This window comes from Streptomyces sp. NPDC102437, from assembly GCF_044765565.1.
GTDB lineage: Bacteria > Actinomycetota > Actinomycetes > Streptomycetales > Streptomycetaceae > Streptomyces.
In genome coordinates, this window is sequence record NZ_JBIWKI010000005.1 from 254445 (window position 1) to 274899 (window position 20455).

At 68.5% G+C, this 20455-nt stretch carries 14 protein-coding genes; 3 read left to right on the forward strand and 11 right to left on the reverse strand.

Annotated elements, in window-relative coordinates; translation table 11 throughout:
• Positions 1-26: 26 nt before the first annotated feature.
• The 7 genes from trxA to ACIRJP_RS09450 form a co-directional block, all read right to left on the reverse strand.
• Positions 27-356, reverse strand: coding sequence for a thioredoxin (trxA, locus tag ACIRJP_RS09420; RefSeq protein WP_266731331.1), 330 nt, complete (start codon positions 354-356; stop codon positions 27-29).
• A gap of 47 nt (positions 357-403) precedes the next feature.
• Complete coding sequence (trxB, locus tag ACIRJP_RS09425) at positions 404-1366, reverse strand: thioredoxin-disulfide reductase (protein WP_404170320.1); 963 nt, start codon at positions 1364-1366, stop codon at positions 404-406.
• A gap of 132 nt (positions 1367-1498) precedes the next feature.
• Positions 1499-2455 carry a hypothetical protein gene (locus tag ACIRJP_RS09430; RefSeq protein WP_404170323.1) on the reverse strand — a complete coding sequence of 319 codons (957 nt, stop codon included), beginning with the start codon at positions 2453-2455 and terminating at the stop codon, positions 1499-1501.
• Positions 2452-3153: an RNA polymerase sigma factor SigM gene (gene sigM / locus ACIRJP_RS09435; RefSeq protein ID WP_404170326.1), complete on the reverse strand. Its 702-nt coding sequence runs from the start codon at positions 3151-3153 to the stop codon at positions 2452-2454. The genes ACIRJP_RS09430 and sigM overlap by 4 nt, the downstream gene beginning before the upstream one ends.
• A 165-nt stretch (positions 3154-3318) precedes the next feature.
• Entirely contained in the window at positions 3319-5031 is a 1713-nt protein-coding gene (locus tag ACIRJP_RS09440; RefSeq protein WP_404170329.1) for a serine/threonine protein kinase, read from the reverse strand.
• A 127-nt stretch (positions 5032-5158) separates the two neighbouring features.
• The gene (gene murJ / locus ACIRJP_RS09445) at positions 5159-7318 is read right to left on the reverse strand and encodes a murein biosynthesis integral membrane protein MurJ (protein WP_404170332.1); all 2160 of its coding nucleotides are present in this window, start codon (positions 7316-7318) and stop codon (positions 5159-5161) included.
• Between the two features lie 49 nt (positions 7319-7367).
• Positions 7368-9665 carry a DUF6049 family protein gene (locus ACIRJP_RS09450; protein WP_404170335.1) on the reverse strand — a complete coding sequence of 766 codons (2298 nt, stop codon included), beginning with the start codon at positions 9663-9665 and terminating at the stop codon, positions 7368-7370.
• 182 nt (positions 9666-9847) lie between these two features.
• Here ACIRJP_RS09450 and ACIRJP_RS09455 point away from each other — a divergent pair, with 182 nt between their 5' ends.
• Entirely contained in the window at positions 9848-11290 is a 1443-nt protein-coding gene (locus tag ACIRJP_RS09455) for a CCA tRNA nucleotidyltransferase (RefSeq protein WP_404170338.1), read from the forward strand.
• A gap of 112 nt (positions 11291-11402) precedes the next feature.
• On the opposite strand, the gene ACIRJP_RS09460 is transcribed toward ACIRJP_RS09455, so the two are convergent.
• The 3 genes from ACIRJP_RS09460 to ACIRJP_RS09470 all read right to left on the reverse strand — a co-directional run bounded on the left by ACIRJP_RS09460 (position 11403) and on the right by ACIRJP_RS09470 (position 14648).
• Positions 11403-12671: an MFS transporter gene (locus ACIRJP_RS09460; protein WP_404170341.1), complete on the reverse strand. Its 1269-nt coding sequence runs from the start codon at positions 12669-12671 to the stop codon at positions 11403-11405.
• Between the two features lie 124 nt (positions 12672-12795).
• Positions 12796-13878, reverse strand: a complete 1083-nt coding sequence (locus tag ACIRJP_RS09465; RefSeq protein ID WP_266731319.1) for an inositol-3-phosphate synthase — start codon at positions 13876-13878, stop codon at positions 12796-12798.
• A gap of 62 nt (positions 13879-13940) precedes the next feature.
• On the reverse strand, positions 13941-14648 hold the full coding sequence (locus ACIRJP_RS09470) for a helix-turn-helix transcriptional regulator (RefSeq protein ID WP_358940789.1): 708 nt from the start codon (positions 14646-14648) through the stop codon (positions 13941-13943).
• A gap of 388 nt (positions 14649-15036) precedes the next feature.
• Here ACIRJP_RS09470 and ACIRJP_RS09475 point away from each other — a divergent pair, with 388 nt between their 5' ends.
• Together ACIRJP_RS09475 and ACIRJP_RS09480 are read left to right on the forward strand one after the other, a co-directional pair.
• Positions 15037-17742, forward strand: coding sequence for a transglycosylase domain-containing protein (locus tag ACIRJP_RS09475; protein ID WP_404170346.1), 2706 nt, complete (start codon positions 15037-15039; stop codon positions 17740-17742).
• 94 nt (positions 17743-17836) lie between these two features.
• The gene (locus ACIRJP_RS09480; RefSeq protein WP_404170349.1) at positions 17837-19336 is read left to right on the forward strand and encodes a glycosyltransferase family 87 protein; all 1500 of its coding nucleotides are present in this window, start codon (positions 17837-17839) and stop codon (positions 19334-19336) included.
• Between the two features lie 64 nt (positions 19337-19400).
• On the opposite strand, the gene ACIRJP_RS09485 is transcribed toward ACIRJP_RS09480, so the two are convergent.
• Positions 19401-20432 (reverse strand): alanine racemase, encoded by a 1032-nt coding sequence (locus ACIRJP_RS09485; RefSeq protein ID WP_093895066.1) that lies wholly within the window; start codon positions 20430-20432, stop codon positions 19401-19403.
• Between the last annotated feature and the right edge of the window lie 23 nt (positions 20433-20455).

The following is a 20455-nucleotide window of genomic DNA, read 5'->3' on the forward strand; positions in this document are numbered from 1 at the left end:
GATCCGGCCTGATCCAAACGAAAGACCTAGCCGAGGAAGGCTTCGAGGTCGCGGACGATCGCGGCCTTCGGCTTCGCTCCGACGATGGTCTTCGCGACCTCGCCGCCCTGGTAGACGTTCAGGGTCGGGATGGACATGACGCCGTACTTGGCAGCCGTGGCCGGGTTCTCGTCGATGTTGAGCTTGACGACCTCGATCTGGTCACCGTGCTCGGCGGCGATGGCCTCCAGGGAAGGAGCGATCTGGCGGCACGGGCCGCACCAGGCTGCCCAGAAGTCCACCAGTACAGGCTTCTCGCTCTTCAGGACGACCTCGTCGAAGGAGTCGTCGGTCACGTTCTTCAGGGCGCCGGCCACGGCGGCCTCCTTAACTTCTTGGGGTGTAGTGGGGTGCGAGGCGTGAGTCAGACGGTGGCCGCTGCGGCCTTCTCCTCGTCGGCGAGCGCGGCGAGGAAGCGCTCGGCGTCGAGGGCGGCAGAGCAGCCCGTGCCGGCGGCCGTGATGGCCTGCCGGTAGGTGTGGTCGACGACGTCACCGGCGCCGAAGACACCGGTCAGGTTGGTACGGGTCGAGGGGGCTTCGACCTTGAGGTAGCCCTCCTCGTCCAGGTCGAGCTGGCCCTTGAAGAGCTCGGTGCGCGGGTCGTGGCCCACAGCGATGAACAGGCCGGTCACCGCGAGCTCGGACGTCTCGCCGGTCTTGGTGTTCCGCAGGGTCAGACCGGAGAGCTTCTGCTCGCCGTTCACTCCGGCAACCTCGCTGTCCCAGGCGAACTTGATCTTCGGGTCGGCGAAGGCTCGTTCCTGCATGGTCTTGGAGGCACGCAGCGTGTCCCGGCGGTGGACGATGGTGACCGACTTGGCGAAGCGGGAGAGGAAGGTCGCTTCCTCCATCGCGGTGTCGCCGCCGCCGACCACGGCGATGTCCTGGTCCTTGAAGAAGAAGCCGTCACAGGTGGCGCACCAGGAGACGCCGCGTCCGGAGAGGGCGTCCTCGTTGGGCAGGCCGAGCTTGCGGTGCTGCGAGCCGGTCGTCACGATGACGGCCTTGGCGCGGTGCACCGTGCCGGCCGTGTCCGTCACCGTCTTGATGTCTCCGGTGAGGTCCACGGAGACGACGTCGTCGGGGACCAGCTCGGCGCCGAAGCGCTCGGCCTGGGCGCGCATGTTGTCCATGAGTTCGGGGCCCATGATCCCGTCCTGGAAGCCCGGGAAGTTCTCCACGTCGGTGGTGTTCATCAGCGCGCCACCGGCGGTGACGGCGCCCTCGAACACCAGCGGCTTGAGAGAGGCGCGTGCGGTGTAAAGGGCGGCCGTGTAGCCCGCGGGGCCGGAGCCGATGATGATCACGTTACGGACGTCGCTCACGGGTTTCTTCCTCGTCTCTGCAGACTGCCTACTGTCCACGCCTACTGGGGCCGGTTCAACGACTCTCACCCCACCCAACGGATCCTACGGGGGATGCATTCCCCGACGTGCGGGGCGCTTCCGGCGGGATTCTCAGGTGCGTGGGTAGGAGTGGACCAGCAGGAGTTCACCCTTGCCCGCGGGCGCGGTCCGGACGCAGGCCGCATCGACGACGTACGCCTGTACACGGGTCGCGTCGGACAGGTGCGGAAGGACGACGAGGAACGCATCCGTGCCCTCGTAGGTTCCTTGTTCCACGGCGAGGGCGGCAGCATCGCGTCCGGTGCCCTGCTGCACACACGGCGGGACGGGCACGGTGGGTGCGCGCAATGGCGTCTGGGGCGATTCGGATCCGGCGGAGTTGCTACTGGGCGTCGACTGCGCCTCGACGGACGGCGCCTGCTTCTCGCCCTCCATGCCGTCCGCCGACTTCGACGGCTTCGAGCCGGCACTCAGAAGAAGCGTGTGCACCCGGTCCCCGAGGGTGGACTCCGAGAACGTTCCTCCGCTGTTCTCCCCGGCGATGGAGCTGCGGTCTGCGGCCTTGAGGCTCGCGGATTCCTGGGACGGCTGAAGGCTCTGCAGCATGAAGACACTCACGCCGACCACGGCCGCACCGAGAGCGGCTCCGAGCACGGCTGTGCGACGGCGGCGCCGGACCGACCGGCGGCCGGGGCCGGTGGTCGCCCGGGGACGTCCTGCGGGACGGTCCGAGGGACTGGATTCCGTGTTCGGCTTCTCTGCTGCCGGCTGCTCTGTTTCACGTGAAACATGCGCCGAGCCGGAAGGCTTCGTGATGCCGAGAGCCGCCTCGGCGACGAGTGCGGCATCGATGCGGTCCGCGATGTCGTCAGGCATGCGCTGTGGCATGGGCACGGTGCCGAGCAGCTCGCGGATTTCCATGAGAGAGGCATTGACCTCACCGCAGAGTTCGCAGCCGTCCACATGGTCGCGTACCTCTGCCGCACGTGACGGGGGGAGCAGCTCCTCCGCCAGCTCGGAGATCTCCGTGACATCCGGATGCTGGGTCGTGTCGGTCGTTGATGTCATGTGCGCCCACCTCCGCCCTTCACTGCAGCGGGATCGCTTGCGCCCGCATCTCTCGGCCCCGATGCCGGTGGGACGGATGCGCGCGGCGTCCGGTTCCTTCCGGCCCTCTCGTCGACTCCTGCGACCTCGCCGCGCAGGTGGATGAGCAGCGGTGCCAGCCGGGCCCGTCCCCGCGCACAGCGGCTCTTCACGGTGCCTGTCGGTACGTCGAGGATGCGTGCCGCCTCGGCAACCGGGTAGCCCTGCATGTCCACGAGGACGAGTGCGGCCCGCTGCTCGGCGGGCAGAGTGGCGAGGGCAGCCAGGAGTTCGCGGTGGAGGTCCTGACGTTCCGCCGGTGCCTCTGCGGATTCGTGGGGTTCCAGGAGCTGCTCGAACCGTTCGGTGTCATCGACCGGCGCGGTCCTGCGGGTGGCCGCCTTGCGGACCCGGTCGAGGCAGGCGTTGACCGTGATGCGATGCAGCCAGGTGGTGACGGCGGACTGACCGCGGAAGGTATGTGCGGCCCTGAAGGCGGAGACAAGGGCGTCCTGGACGGCGTCCGCTGCTTCCTCGCGGTCTCCCAGGGTCCGTATCGCCACCGCCCACAGCCGGTCTCGGTGGCGCCGTACGAGCTCACCGAAGGCGTCCGGGTCACCGGCCACATGGCGAGCGAGGAGGTCTGAGTCGTTGAGTGGTTCCGACGGCTCGGCGGCCACCTCCCCCTCCCTCCCTTTCGCTGCGTCAAGGTGCGTCTGTCTATCACGATTCGAGCGGACGGGGCAGGGGCGCAGGAGGCGCTGTCCGAGACCGAACGCGATCACCGGTGCCGAGGCGCACCGGATACGCGCGAGGCCGGTGGGGGCGTCCCACCGGCCTCGCGGTCACTTGAGTACGGAGATCTCCGAGATCCCGCCCCGGTAGCCACCCGTTCCGTCCGAAGGCAGTTCCGCGAGACGGATCAGGACGTAGCGCGTCCGCACCGGCTTGGGGAGGGTCTTCTTCAGATGGCTTCCCACGGTTTCAAGCTCTGTGAGGCGCTGGGGGAAGTCGGAGAGGGACGATGGGGCGGAGGCGCTCGGATCGGCAGCCAGGACCTCGGCCTTCTGCCCAGTGCGGTACATCGTGGCGGCGATGCCCGCGACGTCCTGAACGCTTCCCAGGTCGACGACTATGCCGCTGCCGTCCCTGCGGTTCGGGTAGTTGCCGAAGTTCGCGTAGCCCCGGTATCGGGGAGTGACCCAGGCCGTGCCCGCGTCGCCGTCGACGGAGTTCGGCACCTGATCCGTCTTGATCCCCGAGCCGCTGGGCATGAACTCCGTCGCTCCGGCGATGCGCAGTGGCACGGTCGCGGGCTGAGGCTTGTTGTCGCTGTTCTCCGGGTCGGTCTGTGTGCTGTCGCCGGGGTCGGAACTCTTGTTGTGGTCGATGAGCGTCTCGGCGAGCTGCCAGCTGCCGAGGCCCAGCGCGGCGATGAGCAGCGCGGACACGGCCCACTTGAGGGCTTTGCCGGTGCGGCTCTGGAGCGGTGCCGGGGGCGCCGCGATCGTGGGCTGGGCGGCGACGGGCCGGGCAGGCGGGCGCCCGTAGGAACCCTGCTGGTAGGTGGTGCGCTGGTACTCGGGAGGCGCTGTGAAGGCGGGCTCCGGAGGACGGATGCGGGGCATCGCGGCAACGGCCTTGGCCAGCTCGTCCGGCGTGGTGCACGGCTGTTCTTGCCGGGAGGCAGTCGCGCCGTCGTTGGCGAGTGCGCGCATGGCGAGCTCGGAAAGACCCCGGTGGACGCCGGCGCGCACCTGGTCGGGGGCGATCAGTCCCACTCCCTTGGGCAGCCCGGCCAGGCCGTACGCATCGCTCTCGTACGGCCAGCGCTGGGTCAGCGCGGCGTAGAGCAGGGCGCCGATCGCCTCGGTGTCCGCACGCTGGGGACCGTCGGCGGTGATGCCCCGCAGGGCGGCGTTCACCGCGAGGCCGCGGATCCGGTACTGCCCGGTCGAGCTTCGCAGCACCGCCCCCGGGGTGAGCCTCAGATGTGCGAGGCCTTCCCGGTGGGCTGCCGCCATGGCCTGGGAGACCTGGCTGACGAGCTGGTAGGCGTCGTGCGCGTCCATCGGCCCCGAGGCCAGCAGCGAGGTGAGCTCGGTGGCGTCGGGGAGCCATTCGTGGACGACGTAGACGAGGTCGTCCTCCTCCACCGCGTCGAGGACCTGCACGAAGCGCGGGTCACCGAGCAGTGCGGAGGAGCGGGCCGCCGCCAGCACGGAGCGGGCACGCGGGTGGTCGGCCGGAAGCAGGTGGACGCCCACCGCCCGGCGCAGCTTCTCGTCGACGGCGCGCCAGCTGCTGAAGCCGTCCAGACGGGTGACGCACTCCTCCAGCCGGTAGCGTCTGGCCAGTTTGTGCCCGCTGTGCAGATCGGGGATCGGCAGAGTGGCCTCGGAACCGATGCGCTCACCATCCGTGTCCTGAGGCTTCGTGCCCTTGGTGTCCTGAGCTTCTGCCGTCCCGTCGGCCGTGGTCTCGTCCGCCTTGGCGGTCAGCGGCTCATCACCGCTGTTGTCGGCCACGTCGACGGCAGCCGTGCTACGTTCCGCCACCGTCGTTCCTGCCTCCCCATCCGTTGCGCGATGCCAGCCAGCTCTGCACAGTCACGCCAATTGTGCCCACACTCCGGCGCTATGCACGACACGCAAGGGGTGGTGATGGTTGTGCGGCGGTTGATCCTCAGCGACCGAGTCGCCCTCGGACCATGCCGACCATGCCGTTGATCTCCTCGATCCGCATCCGCTTGGCGGCGACGAAGAAGACGCCCAGCAGTACGGCTCCACCGCAGATCAGCGCAGCGAGCGAACCGAAGGCACCCTCGCCCAGGCCCATGAGCACGGCAAAGCCCGCGCCGCCGCCGAGTACCGCCGCGGGGATCGCGGCCAGGCACAGCCGGGCATAGGTGCGTACGACATGTGCACCGTCCAGATCTCCGCCCAGGCGGTTGCGGAGCCGCCGCCAGGCGACGCCCACGCCGACGGCGTAGGCGAGCCCGTACGACGCGGCCATGCCGACCACGGCCCACCGGGCGGGCAGAACCACGTAGCAGAGGGCCGAGGCGGCCGCGTTGACCGCGGCGACGATGACCGTGTTGTAGAAGGGCGTGCGGGTGTCCTCGTACGCGTAGAAGCCGCGCAGCACGACGTACTGCACGGAGTAGGGGATCAGGCCGAGGCCGAAGGCCATGAGGATGAAGCCCATGGAGCGGGCGGCCTCGGTGCCCGCGGAGGCGTACAGCAGGGTGCACATCGGCAGGCCGAGTGCGAGGAAGGCGAAGGCCACCGGCACGATCGCGACGGCCGAGTTCCGCAGCCCCTGGGAGATGTCGTCACGGACGGCGCCCGGGTCGTCGTCGTGGGCTGCGCGGGAGATGCGGGGCAGCAGCGCCGCCATGACGGAGACGGTGATGATCGCCTGCGGCATGCCCCAGATGAGCTGGGCGTTGGAGTAGGCGAGGAAGCCGGTGCCGTCCTTGCCGGACAGCTTGCCCGCAGACGTCGCGAGCTGTGTCACGACGATCACGCCCGCCTGGTTGGCCAGCACGAACAGGACGGTCCACTTGGCGAGCTTGATCGTCTTGCCGAGCCCGTGTCCCTTCCAGTCGAAGCGCGGGCGGAAGCGGAACCCGGCCTCGCGCAGATACGGGATCATCGCCAGGGCCTGTACGACCAGGCCGAGCAGCGTGCCGATGCCCAGGAGCCGGACGCCCTCCGGCGGAATCGTCTGGACGCCCATCTGGGACTCGGCGGACGTGCCGTAGACCCAGATGAACATGCCGAACGTGAAGATCATGACGATGTTGTTGAGGACCGGGGTCCACATCATCGCGCCGAACTTGCCGCGGGCGTTGAGGATCTGGCCCATCACGACGTGCACGCCCATGAAGAAGATGGTCGGCAGGCAGTACCGGGCGAAAGTCACGGCGACGCTGTTGGCCGCGGTGTCCTGGGCGATCGTCGGCGACATCATGTGGATGAGCCAGGGAGCGGCGAAGACCGCGATCGCGACGATCACGCCGAGCGCGACCATGACGAGGGTCAGCAGCCGGTTGGCGTAGGCCTCGCCACCGTCCTCGTCGTCCTTCATGGAACGGACGAGCTGGGGTACGAAGACCGAGTTCAGGCCTCCGCCCACGGTGAGGATGTAGATCATCGTGGGCAGGGTGTAGGCGATGGTGAAGCTGTCGCCGAGCAGCGCCGCGCCGAGCGCGGCGGTGATCACCAGGCTGCGGACGAATCCGGTGAGGCGGGACACAAGCGTGCCGGCCGCCATCAGCGCGCTGGACTTCAGTAGGCCGGAGGCCCGTCCGCCGGACTTCGGCGGGGCGGGCGCCGGGGCCGGCTCGGGCTCCGGAGGTACGGGGGCGGACCCGGCCGGGCCCTCCTGGTCCCGGAAGAGGTGTGCGAAGGCATCCGGCTGCTCGTCGCCCCGGGAAGCCTGGCTGACGAGGTCGTCCACCCCGACGAACTGGGTGGTCGCCGGATTGTCGCCGTACGGCAGGTGCCGCGACGGGCCCTCGGGCTCGGGAGGCGGGGTCTGCGCCCAGATGCGCGGGTCGGGCGGGTACTGGGCAGCAGGCGGCTGCTGGTAGAGCGGCTGGGGCTGCTGGTAGGTGCCGGGGGGCGGCGGCGGGTGCGCGGCACGGTCGTACAGCGCCTCGGTCACCGGGTCCTGGACGGACAGATCCTGGGCGCGGTAGGGATCGCGGTCGTAGGCGTCCTGCAGGTACGGATCGGGCGTCGGCGGAACCTGGCCAGGGCCCGGGGGCATCGGAGGCCCGCCGGAAGACCCGGCTCCGCCCGCACCCTGACCGCGGTCACCGTCGTACGGCGCGTTCATCGAAACCCCACCTCATCGTCCCCGGCCGACCGGCCACGACAGACATAGCTCAACGTTCCACTTTCTCACCCGCGCCCGACGGCTCCCCGCTTTCCGGACCGGTGTCCGGAGTCGGGTCACTCGGCTGCTCGGGTTCACCGCCGTCTTCGCCGGGTGCGTCGCCCGCGTTGGCGCGCTTGCGGTGGGCGTACATCCTGATGCCCGCGAGGACCAGGAGCAGCAGCCCGCCGGCGATGACCAGCAGCACGGTCGGGGTGAGCTCGGAGACCTTCACGGTGAAGGTCATCTCTTCGCCGTACGGCGTGCCGTCCTCGGTGTAGAGCTGCGCCGTCATCTGCACCTGGCCGTTGACGTTGGCCGCCGCGTCGAACTTCACGGACTGGCTGTGGCCGGGCCCGATCCGGATCGGCTGCTCCGCCACGGCCCCGCCGTCGTTCAGCTTGAGGCGCGTCGCGTTCTCCGACTTCAGCCGGAGTACGAGATGGTCCACGCCCTGCAACAGCCTGTTCTGCACGGTCACCGGGATGGTGGCGCTGCGGCCGGACAGGGTGACGTCGGACTTCGAGATGAGCTGGACCTCACCGACGAGGTCCTGCAGATAGCCGCGGACCGAGTCCCGGTACTGCTGGGCCTCCAGCGGCCTGCCGCGCCATGACGTCGACATGGACCGGTTGAGCGCGTTGCCGAAGGGGGTCACCACCCGCTCGGGCTGGGTGAGGATGACCTGGAAGTTGTTCAGCGAGACCTGGGTGGACTTGATGTCCTGGAAGGCCTGGGTGGGCAGTTCCTGGCGACGGAGCTTCTTCGGGTACTGGGAGGCCCTGGGGACGCTGGTCGTCGCGCGCGCGTCGGGCTTCGCCGCGGCCGCGTCCACCAGCCCGAGGGGCTGGGTCCAGCGCTCGTCGTCGAGCCCGTGCAGGGCCTGGGCCATCGACTGGGCCTGGGCCACGGTGGGCATCCGCTGCGGTGCGACGACGATGCTCCGCTCGGTGTCCGTGTCCTGTTCGGCCAGGGCGAGAGTCAGAGCGAGGAATTTCTGGACGGCGAGGGTGGACTTCCCGGCCTTCGACATGTCGCCCTGGAAGGCCGTGGAGAGCCGGGCGTCGGCGACGACCGCGGTGGTGCCGCCACCGATCGGCCGGGCCGCGGTCGGCGTGTACGTCAGACCGCCGGTCTCCTGGAGGCTGTCGCTGCGGGCAATCACCTTGTGGGCCCCGGCCGAGGTGGCGACATCGACGATCGACGGGTCGATGGCCCCGTCGACGGGCCATGCGAAGTCGGTCGACGGCTTCACGTGGAGGATCGTCTGCACCGTCGTCCCGGCCACTTCGGTGGCGGTCTGCAGATGGCTGAGGGTGCCGGAGACGTTCTTGCCGCGGTGCGCGATGGACGCCAGATCGGGGTCGGCGAACGGCAGCGCGACGACCTTTCCGTCCGACACAGCGGCTTCGAGCGAGGTGAGCCACTGCTTGGCGACGGCCTGGTTCTTCCCCGCGACGGTGGTGTCGCCGGACTTGACGCGGTAGTTCCCCGCCATCGCGTCGACACTGGCCAGCAGATCAGGGTCGATCACCCAGGTCACGGGCAGCTGGCTGCCCAGCGATACCAGCTGTTCGAGCCGTCCGCCCGGAGCCAGCTCGGCGGCCAGGTCCTCGTCCGCGAACACGGGCGTCCGCTGATCGTCGGTGCCCGTCTCGGCGGTGACATGGGCCGACGCGATGAGCGGCCAGAGATAGGTGACGTTCGTCCTGGAATCACGCTCCTCCTCCTGCCAGGGCAGGAAGGTGCGCTCGATCCCCAGCACCTGCTTGTACTGGGCCTGGGGGGTCTGGCCCGACAGCGAGACGCCGAGCTGGTAGACGCCGTCGTCGCCGAGTCCCAACTTGCCGACCGGAACGGAGAGCGTGAAGTCCTGGCTGATCCCGGAGGGGAGCTTTGCGAACTTCACCGTGTACTTGCCGCCGACCGGGGCGGGGTCGCCACCGGGCACGTACACGGTGCGCTTGGCGGCGGTGTCGATCTCCGTCCGGCTGAGGAGCTTCGGGCCCACCCGCAGGTCGACCACGGCCTGCGTGATCGTGCCCTTGCCCCGGTTGGTCACGGTGCCGGAGACGGTCAAGGTGTCCCCCTTGACCGGCGCGCTGGGAGCCAGGGTGTCCAGGGACACGTCGACCGTTTCGGACCCGATGTGGGCCTTGCCGGTCCCGTCGGCCTGCGCCGCGGGTGCGGTGGGACCGGCCAGCAGCGCCGCGACGAGCGGTGCCCCGATGACCAGGGCGGCTGTGCGGCGCAGCCACCGGCGGGCAGGAGAGGGACCGATCCCCTGAATGTCTGCCGCCTCGGCCACGCGCCTACCCGTCCCTCGTCGTCGTCAGCTGGTGTCGATGGTTGTCGGTTCTTGCGTCCACGCATGGTAACGATGTGCGCGGGTGCCAAGTGCTGGGAGTTCGCTACATGATCGGAAGAGTCTTGCAGGGCGGGCCGAAACCAGGACGACCGGGCCGGTCCGGGCACGTACCCTTTTCTGTTGTGCCGAACGCCAATGAAGACAGCTCCCGTGCCCTGACCCAGGTGCAGCACCGCGCAGTCAGCGAACTGCTGCGGGTGTCCCCGGTCGCCGACGATCTCGCTCGCCGTTTCCAGGACGCCGGGTTCGGTCTCGCCCTGGTCGGCGGATCGGTCCGGGACGCGCTTCTCGGCAGGCTCGGGAACGATCTGGACTTCACGACCGATGCCCGCCCCGAGGCCGTGCTGAAGATCGTCCGGCCGTGGGCCGACTCGGTCTGGGAGGTCGGGATCGCCTTCGGCACGGTGGGCGCCCAGAAGGACGGCTACCAGATCGAGGTCACCACCTACAGGTCGGAGGCGTACGACAGGACCTCGCGCAAGCCCGAGGTGTCCTACGGCGACTCCATCGAGGAAGATCTCGTCCGCCGTGACTTCACGGTCAACGCGATGGCCGTCGCCCTTCCGCAGAAGGAGTTCATCGACCCTCACGGCGGCCTCGAGGACCTGGCCGAGCGCGTTCTGCGTACCCCCGGAACACCCGAGGAGTCGTTCTCCGACGATCCGCTGCGGATGCTGCGCGCTGCCCGCTTCGCGGCTCAGCTGGACTTCGATGTCGCTCCCGATGTGGTCACCGCGATGACGGAGATGGCCGGGCGCATCGAGATCGTCTCCGCCGAGCGGATCCGGGAAGAACTCAACAAGCTGCTGCTCTCCACCCACCCCCGCAAGGGACTGGCGCTGCTCGTCGACACGGGGCTGGCGCAGCAGGTGCTGCCGGAGCTCCCTGCACTGCGTCTGGAAAGTGATGAGCATCACCGTCACAAAGATGTCTACGAGCATTCGCTGACCGTCCTGGAGCAGGCCATCGGCCTGGAGCAGGACGGCCCCGATCTGGTCCTGCGCCTTGCCGCTCTTCTCCATGACATCGGTAAGCCGAGAACGCGACGCTTCGAGAAGGACGGACGGGTCTCGTTCCATCACCACGAGGTGGTGGGGGCGAAGATGGTCAAGAAGCGGATGACCGAGCTCAAGTACTCCAACGACATGGTCAAGGACGTCTCGAAGCTGGTGGAGCTTCATCTGCGCTTCCACGGTTACGGCGACGGTGAGTGGACGGACTCCGCGGTCCGCCGCTACGTGCGGGACGCCGGCCCCCTGCTGGAGCGGTTGCACAAGCTGACCCGCTCGGACTGCACCACGCGCAACAAGCGCAAGGCGGGCGCTCTCTCGCGGACCTATGACGGTCTTGAGGAGCGCATCGCGCAGTTGCAGGAGCAGGAGGAGCTGGATGCCATCCGCCCCGACCTGGACGGCAACGAGATCATGAAGACCCTGGGTGTCGGCCCCGGGCCGGTGATCGGCAAGGCGTACGCGTTCCTGCTGGAGCTGCGCCTGGAGCACGGCCCGATGGAGCATGACGTGGCGGTCGGGAAGCTCAAGGAATGGTGGGCCGCGCAGGGCTGAGACCGCGGAAGCGATGGGTCATGTTTCACGTGAAACACGACCGACCGCTCTGGTGCCCGAGGGGCGCTGTTTCACGTGAAACAGCGCCCCTCGCCATGTTCCACCCCGGTCCTCAGGCGGTATCTCCGGTGCGGTTCCACCGGAACATCAGCATCGCGACGACCGCGTAGAGAACGGCCACCCCGACCACCACCACGGCCGATCGCCCATCAGGAGGCAGTATCAGGGCGGAGACCGCGGCCGCTCCCACGAAAGCGACGTTGAACAGCACGTCGTAGAGGGAGAAGACCCGGCCGCGGAAGGAGTCCTCCACTGCGGTCTGCACCACGGTGTCGGTCGCGATCTTCGCCCCCTGGGTGGCCAGCCCGAGGATGAACGCCGCGACCAGCATGGGTACGGGGACGAACCACAGCCCCAGCGCAGGTTCGAGGACGGCGGCCCCTGCCGCACACACCGTCAGCCAGCGGACCCGGCCGAGCCGTCCCGCCGCCCAGGGCGTCAGCACGGCCGCCGCGAAGAACCCCGCACCGGAGGCCCCCACGGCCAGCCCCAGAAGAGCCAGGCCCTCGGATTCGCTGTTGGTCCAGGCGTACCGGCACAGCATCAGCACCGTGACGGTCAGCGCCCCGTAGCAGAAACGCATCACGGTCATGGCGGCCAGCACCTGGGTGGCCTGCTTCCGCTGCGCCAGATGACGCAAGCCGTCGACCAGGCCCTGAGTGGTGTCGCTCAGGGCCTCCCCCAGCCCGATCCGGTGTCCGCCCTGATCCGGTCCGAGGAGCCCGGTGGCAAGGGTCAGGGAGGCCAGTGCCGACGTGAGGTAGAGCGCCGCACCCAGCATTACCACCGCGGCATCGGAGTCCGAGGCCAGCAGTCTCACGGCGAAGGCGAGGCCGCCGCCCGCCGTGGCCGCGAGCGTCCCGGCGGTCGGCGAGAGCGAGTTGGCCAGCACCAGCCGGTCGCTGTCGACGACACGCGGCAGCGCTGCCGAGAGCCCGGCCAGGACGAAGCGGTTGACCGCGGTGACGCACAGCGCCGAGGCGTAGAAGAGCCAGTCGGGCGCGGAGCCGAGGATGAGGAGCGCCGTGCAGCAGGCGAGCGCGGCACGCAGCAGGTTTCCGTACAGAAAGACCTGGCGGCGCGGCCAGCGGTCCAGCAGAACGCCGGCGAAGGGGCCGATGAGCGAGTACGGCAGCAGCAGCACCGCCATGGCGGAGGCGATTGCGCCCGCCGAAGCCTGTTTCTCCGGCGAGAAGACGACATGAGCTGCCAGTGCCACCTGGAAGACGCCGTCGGCCGACTGGGAGAGAAGTCGTACGGCCAGCAGACGACGGAAGTTCCGAAGGCGCAGAAGAACGCGCAGATCACCCACGACGGCCATGTGATCAAGGGTCACATACGTTGAGGGTCCCCGGGCAGATTGCCCGGGGACCCTCAACAGCACGGAAGGAAATGAGCGTTGCCGCTCAGCACCCGGCCGTGTGGACGTGCCGTGTCCGGCTGCGTCAGTTGGAGACCTCGCCGCGGATGAACTTCTCGACGTTCTCGCGGGCCTCGTCGTCGAAGTACTGGACCGGCGGGGACTTCATGAAGTAGGAGGACGCGGAGAGGATCGGGCCGCCGATGCCGCGGTCCTTGGCGATCTTCGCGGCGCGGACGGCGTCGATGATGACACCGGCGGAGTTCGGGGAGTCCCAGACCTCGAGCTTGTACTCCAGGTTCAGCGGAACGTCACCGAAGGCACGGCCCTCGAGGCGCACGTACGCCCACTTGCGGTCGTCCAGCCAGGCCACGTAGTCCGACGGGCCGATGTGGACGTTGTCCGCACCGAGCTCGCGGTCCCGGATCTGGGAGGTGACGGCCTGAGTCTTGGAGATCTTCTTGGACTCCAGGCGCTCACGCTCGAGCATGTTCTTGAAGTCCATGTTGCCGCCGACGTTCAGCTGCATCGTGCGGTCCAGGATGACACCCCGGTCCTCGAAGAGCTTCGCCATCACGCGGTGCGTGATGGTGGCGCCGACCTGCGACTTGATGTCGTCGCCGACGATCGGGACACCAGCCTCGGTGAACTTGTCCGCCCACTCCTTGGTGCCCGCGATGAAGACCGGGAGAGCGTTGACGAACGCGACCTTGGCGTCGATGGCGCACTGCGCGTAGAACTTCGCAGCGACCTCGGAGCCGACGGGCAGGTAGCAGACGAGGACGTCGACCTTGCGGTCCTTGAGGACCTGGACGATGTCGACCGGGGCCTCGGCCGACTCCTCGATGGTCTGGCGGTAGTACTTGCCGAGACCGTCGTGGGTGTGGCCGCGCTGGACGGTGACGCCGGCGTTCGGCACGTCGCAGAGCTTGATGGTGTTGTTCTCGCTGGCACCGATGGCGTCCGCGAGGTCGAGACCGACCTTCTTCGCGTCGACGTCGAAGGCGGCGACGAACTCGACGTCCCGCACGTGGTAGTCGCCGAACTGGACGTGCATCAGACCGGGCACCTTGCCGGCCGGATCGGCGTCCTTGTAGTACTCGACGCCCTGGACCAGCGAGGCGGCGCAGTTGCCCACGCCGACGATGGCTACGCGAACCGAACCCATTCCGGTTGCTCCCTGTGTGTTTTGGATGTTTCCGATGAAGGCCCCGCGGATCTGCGGGGACCTCACTCTGCGGTGTCGTCGGACGGATCCGGCGGGGTGTCACCCCGGCGCCGGGGCAGGCCGCCCGTCTCTCCTGCGGTGTTCTGCTGAGCTTCGCTCCCGGGCGAGGATCGTCGCTGATCCCGTCCCGACCGCTCGCTCTCGATGAGCTCGTTCAGCCAGCGCACTTCGCGCTCCACGGACTCCATGCCGTGTCGCTGCAGCTCAAGTGTGTAGTCGTCGAGGCGCTCCCGGGTGCGGGCCAGTGAGGCCCGCATCTTCTCCAGCCGCTCCTCGAGCCGGCTGCGCCGGCCTTCCAGCACGCGCATCCGCACGTCGTGCTCCGTCTGTCCGAAAAAGGCGAAGCGGGCTGCGAAGTGCTCGTCCTCCCAGGAGTCGGGGCCGGTGTGCGAGAGCAGCTCCTCGAAGTGCTCCTTACCTTCCGCCGTCAGCCGGTAGACGATCTTGGCGCGGCGCCCGGCCAGTGAGGAGGCGGGGGCGACCGCACGGCCGGTGGCGGGCGGCTGGTCGACGGGGGCGGCACCCGGCTCCTCGATCAACCAGCCGTTGGCGACCAGCGTCTTGAGGCAGGGGTAGAGGGTGCCGTAGCTGAAGGCACGGAAGATCCCCAACGAGGTGTTGAGGCGCTTGCGCAGCTCGTAGCCGTGCATCGGGGACTCGCGGAGCAGGCCGAGAACGGCGAATTCGAGGATGCCGGAGCGTCTGCTCAACTTCGCCTCCTCCTTCTCCGAGTGCTCCTGCGGAGCCCGGTGCCGGACCGATGTACCGAGCTGATGTATCGACTCGATACATCCCGACGATAGATCGGGAGTCGCGATGCGACAAGGGGAGCCATCGTGAACGGCATCACATCGCGAATTCATAGGCACCGACTTGCGTTGTTTGGGGTGAAGTTCGGCCCTAGGGGGGTTTTGACCGTGCGTAGTCTGTGCGGCATGCAGACCACCGGTAACCGCGCGACGCGCCCGCGCGTCACTCACCGTGGGCCAGCCGGATGCATGGCGGACGAGCCCGTCACAAGGCTTGTCCGTAATTCGGGGGACCGGATCTCAACTGCCGCTTCCAGGCGCTCTCGCCTGCCCGAGGAGTAGTCGTTCGATGAGCGAGCACCGTCGCAAAACGCCGCAACCGCAAGGTGGCGGGCGTGCAGCGGCCAGACGAGCAGCACAGCAGTCCTCATCAGGACGCCGCGCTGCTCCGTCACGTGGAGTAACTTCCGAGTCACCTTCCAGTTCGAGTGGTGGTGACAGCCAGTACGGCGGACGGGCCGAGGCCAGACGTGCCGCCCAGCGGGGCGGTGGGAGCCGTCGTGCCGCCGAGGGCGGCGGAGCAGGCCGCGGAGGCGGCGGACGCCGTCGTGGCGGCGACGGCGGGCACGAGGGGGCGGGCAGGGGGCGGGGCCGAGGCCCCCAGCGCCCTACCAAGAAGCGTTTCATCGACTACCCGCGCGCCGGCAAGTACGGCTTCCGGCGCTGGGTCCCGTCATGGAAGCTGGTCTCCGGCCTCTGCGTCGGCTTCCTGGGCATGCTCATGGGCGTCGCCGGTATCGCGTACGCGATGGTCGAGAAGCCCAAGGTGAACGAGGCCGCGGAGGCGCAGAACAACGTCTACCTCTGGGACGACGGCACGCAGATGGTCGCCACGGGCGGTGCGGTCAACCGCCAGATCATCGGCTACGAGCAGATTCCCGAAGCGATGCGGGACGCCGTCATCTCGGCCGAGAACAAGTCCTTCGAGCATGACCGGGGCATCGACCCCATGGGCATCGCGCGGGCCCTGTTCAACATGGCCACGGGCGGTGAGACACAGGGTGGTTCGACGATCACCCAGCAGTACGTGAAGAACTCGCGTCTGTCACAGGAGCAGACCCTGAGCCGGAAGTTCCAGGAACTTTTCATCACGCTCAAGGTCAGCAACGACATGAAGAAGAACCAGATCATGGCGGGCTACCTCAACGTCTCGTACTACGGACGAGGAGCTTCGGGGATCCAGGCGGCGGCCCGTACGTACTACAACAAGGACGCCGTCGACCTGGATCCGAGCGAGTGCGCGTTCCTGGCCACGCTGCTCAAGGGCGCGTCTTACTACGACCCGGCGGGTGCCACCGACGTCGACCCCGTGCAGGCGACGCCGGAGCTGAACACCGACCGGGCCAAGAAGCGCTGGAAGTGGATCCTCGACGAAGAGGTGAAGGACGGGCGTCTCTCGAAGGCGGAGCGCGCCAAGTACACCGAGTTCCCGATGCCGGAGCCGCCGAAGAAGAACGCCCAGCTGGAAGGCCAGACCGGTTACCTGGTCGAACTCGCCAGGCAGTACTTCCTCAGCAACAACAAGCATGACGTCACGGCGGAGATGCTGTCCCGCGGCGGCTACCAGATCCACACCACCTTCAACAGGGACAAGGTCAACGACCTCGAGGACGCCGTCCAGAAGGTCTACAAGAGCAAGATCAAGCCGAAACAGCGCCCGAAGACGGACACCCACGTTCAGTTCGGGGGCGGCTCGGTGGATCCCAAGACCGGGGCCATCGTGGCGATCTACGGCGGTCAGGACGCGACCAAGCACTTCACCAACAACGCCAACCCCACCGGCGCGCAGGTCGGTTCGACCTTCAAGCCGTTCGTGCTGGCGGCGGCGATGGAGTACGGCAAGCGGAACCCCGCGCTCTCCGAGGACCAGGACGTGTCGGAGCGCACCAAGGTCTCGCCGCTCAGCATCTACAACGCCGACGACAAGCTGAAGATCAAGAAGTACAACGGCGAGATCTGGACCGACGAGAACGGCAAGGAGTGGCTGCAGGCCAACGACGGCCATGAGTCGAGGGGCAACATCACCCTTCGCGAGGCCATGCAGTGGTCCGCCAACTCCCCGTACGTACAGCTCGGCATGGACGTCGGCACCGACAAGGTGAAGCAAGTCGCCATGGCCGCAGGGCTCAAGGACGACGAACAGATGGCGGATTCGCACGTGCCGTCGTTCTCCATCGGTACGTCCTCGCCCAGTGCGATCCGGATGGCCGGCGCATACGCGACCTTCGCCGACAGTGGCCAGCAGCGCGAGCCCTTCTCGGTTTCCGAGGCGAAGTTCGACGGCAAGACCATCTACCGGCACAAGGGCGCCCCCAAGCGCGCCTTCGACGCCGCGATCGCCGACAACGTCACCGACGTCCTGAAGAACGTCGTCGAGAAAGGCACCGGTACGCCCGCTCAGATCCCCGGCCGGGACGTGGCGGGCAAGACGGGTACGACGGACGACAACAAGTCGGCCTGGTTCGTCGGCTACACACCGCAGCTGTCCACGGCCATCAGCATGTACCGGCTCGACGACGACGCGACGAACAAGAACCGCAAGTTCGAGAAGATGTACGGCACGGGTGGCGAGCGGACGATTCACGGTGCTTCTTTCCCGGCCCAGATCTGGCACGACTACATGGTGGTTGCGCTGAAGGGGAAGCCGGTCCTGACCTTCCCGGAGCCGGGTCCGATCGGTGACAAGGTCTACGGCGGCGGTGCGCAGAGCCCCACGCCGACGCCCACGGCGCCGGTGACGCCCTCGCCGACCAAGTCGGTGACAGAGTCGCCCTCGATGAGCGTGTCCCCGTCGGCGCCCGACCCCAGCCAGACCTGCGGTACGTGGGACTGGGACTGCCAGCACAACAACGGTGGGACCAGCAACGGTGCGAACGGCGGAGACACCGGTGGTGCCAGCACCAGTCCGACGACGTCCCCCGAACCGCCGACCGGGGGGAACGGGAACGGCGGTGGTAACGGCAACGGCGGATTCGTCGGCGGGCCCGCCGGATAGGGGCCGCCGGGCCGGCCAGGCCATGAGGGCCGTCGCACCACACGGTGCGGCGGCCCTCGTCGTCTCCACAGTCCGGTACGGCAGGATGAGCGGCATGCCAAGCGCAGAAGACACGAGTGTGCACCAGCCCGAGGAACGGTCGGTCGTACGGCCCACCCACCAGGACGAGGTGGCCGCGGCCGGAAGCGAACTGATCGGCGGGCGGTCGGGGCTCTGGACACGGCTCGGCAGCACGGCGCTCACGCCCGTGGGCGCCATCGCGCTGGTGGCTCTCGGGATGTTCGCGCTCGGCATGGTGCAGAAGCTGCCCTGCTACAACTGGGCGTGGTTCCGGGGCGCGGGTTCGCAGTACACGCACGCCTGTTACTCGGACATTCCGCACCTCTTCGCCGCCCGGGGCTTCTCCGACGGGCTGGTGCCGTACTTCGACCGGCTGCCCGGCGACATGCAATTCCTGGAGTACCCCGTCCTGACGGGCGTGTTCATGCAGGTCGCCGCCTGGCTGACGCCGGGCGGATCCATTCAGCACCGCGAGCAGATGTACTGGATGGTCAACGCGGGCATGCTGATGATCTGCGCCGTGATCATCGCCGTCTGCGTCGCCCGTACGCACCGGCGCCGCCCCTGGGACGGACTGCTGGTCGCCCTCGCGCCGGCCTTCGCGCTCACCGCGACGATCAACTGGGACCTGCTGGCCGTCGCGCTGACGGCCGCGGCGATGCTCATGTGGTCCCGGGGACGGGTGCTGGCGTTCGGCATCCTCATCGGGCTCGCCACGGCCGCCAAGCTCTATCCCGTGTTCCTGCTGGGGCCGGTGTTCGTCCTGTGCTGGCGGGCGGGCAAGTGGCGGGAGTTCGGCATGGCGACGCTCGGGGCGGCGGTGTCCTGGCTGGTGGTGAACCTGCCGGTGATGGCCCTCGCGCCCGAGGGCTGGAAGAAGTTCTACACGTTCAGCGAGGAACGGGGCATCGACTTCGGTTCCTTCTGGCTGATCATCACCCAGCGGACCGGCGAGAGCATCGAGGTCTCGACCGTCAACACCGCCTCGACCCTGACGACGGTCCTGCTGTGCGCGGCGATCGGTGCACTGACCCTGATGGCGCCGCGGCGGCCGCGCTTCGCGCAGCTGGCCTTTCTCGTCGTCGCGACGTTCATCCTCGTCAACAAGGTCTACTCGCCACAGTACGTGCTGTGGCTGATCCCCCTGGCCGCACTGGCCCGGCCGCGCTGGCGCGACTTCCTGATCTGGCAGGCGTGCGAGGTCATGTACTTCCTGGGGATCTGGATGTACCTCGCGTACACGACGAGCGGGGACAAGCACCAGGGGCTGCCCACGGAGGGGTACCAGCTGGCGATCGCCCTGCATCTGCTGGGCACGTTGTACCTCTGTGCCTTGGTCGTACGGGACATCCTCATGCCCGAGCGGGACGTCGTACGGCGCGACGGGTCGGACGACCCGTCCGGCGGGGTGCTCGACGGGGCCCCGGACGCGTTCGTGCTGGGGCGGGCGGCGCATCCGGAGCCCCATGCCCACCCGGCGGTGGAAGGGCCACGGGTGGAATGGGGCGCGGCGCGCGGACCGGTCGCCGACTGAGAGCCTGTCGCCCGACAGGCTCTCCGAGCCCGGTCTCTACCGTCCGGAGGGACCCGGCTGCCTCCTAACGGTCGACGAGGCGGTCGAACTGGGTGGTCGTGTGGCGCAGATGGGCCACCAGTTCGTCGCCGACCTTCGGCTCCTGGGCGTCCGACGGGACGAACAGGATCGAGACCTGCATGTGCGGCGGCTCGGCGAACCAGCGCTGCTTGCCCGCCCAGACGAACGGCGACAGGTTGCGGTTGACCGTGGCCAGGCCCGCGCGGGCGACGCCCTTGGCGCGCGGCATCACACCGTGCAGGGCCTTCGGGGCCTCCAGGCCCACACCGTGCGACGTACCGCCGGCGACGACCACCAGCCAGCCGTCCGAGGCGGCCTTCTGCTGGCGGTAGCCGAAGCGGTCGCCCTTGACGACGCGCGTGACGTCCAGGACGGCACCCCGGTACTCCGTCGCCTCGTGGTCGCCGAGCCACAGCCGGGTACCGATGCGGGCGCGGAATCGGGTCTGCGGGAACTGCTGCTGGAGCCGGCCCAGCTCCTCGGCACGCAGATGGCTGACGAACATGGTGTGCAGCGGCAGCCGGGCCGCGCGCAGCCGGTCCATCCAGCCGATGACCTCCTCGACCGCGTCCGAGCCGTCCGTGCGGTCCAGCGGCAGGTGCAGGGCGAAGCCTTCGAGCCGTACGTCCTCGATGGCGGCGTGCAGCTGCCCCAGCTCCTCCTCCTTGACGCCGTGGCGCTTCATCGAGCTCATGCACTCGATGACGACCCGTGCGCCCACCAGGGCGTGCACGCCGTCCACGGAGGACACGGACCGGATCACGCGGTCGGGCAGCGGCACCGGCTCCTCGCCCCGGCGGAACGGGGTGAGGACCAGCAGGTCGCCGCTGAACCAGTCCTTGATGCGGGCTGCCTCGTAGGTGGTTCCGACGGCGAGCATGTCGGAGCCGAAGCGGATGGCCTCGTCGGCCAGCCGTTCGTGGCCGAAGCCGTATCCGTTGCCCTTGCAGACCGGTACGAGGCCGGGGAACTGGTCGAGGACGGATTTCTGGTGCGCCCGCCAGCGCGCGGTGTCGACGTAGAGGGAGAGCGCCATGGCCGGTCCGGAACCCTTCTGGT

Bases quoted from the DNA above. Each gene is read 5' to 3' on its own strand.
- murJ (WP_404170332.1), bottom strand. From the start codon at position 7,318: ATGAACGCGCCGTACGACGGTGACCGCGGTCAGGGTGCGGGCGGAGCC.
- ACIRJP_RS09430 (WP_404170323.1), bottom strand. From the start codon at position 2,455: ATGACATCAACGACCGACACGACCCAGCATCCGGATGTCACGGAGATC.
- ACIRJP_RS09460 (WP_404170341.1), bottom strand. From the start codon at position 12,671: ATGGCCGTCGTGGGTGATCTGCGCGTTCTTCTGCGCCTTCGGAACTTC.
- ACIRJP_RS09485 (WP_093895066.1), bottom strand. From the start codon at position 20,432: ATGGCGCTCTCCCTCTACGTCGACACCGCGCGCTGGCGGGCGCACCAG.
- ACIRJP_RS09475 (WP_404170346.1), top strand. From the start codon at position 15,037: ATGAGCGAGCACCGTCGCAAAACGCCGCAACCGCAAGGTGGCGGGCGT.
- ACIRJP_RS09480 (WP_404170349.1), top strand. From the start codon at position 17,837: ATGCCAAGCGCAGAAGACACGAGTGTGCACCAGCCCGAGGAACGGTCG.
- ACIRJP_RS09465 (WP_266731319.1), bottom strand. From the start codon at position 13,878: ATGGGTTCGGTTCGCGTAGCCATCGTCGGCGTGGGCAACTGCGCCGCC.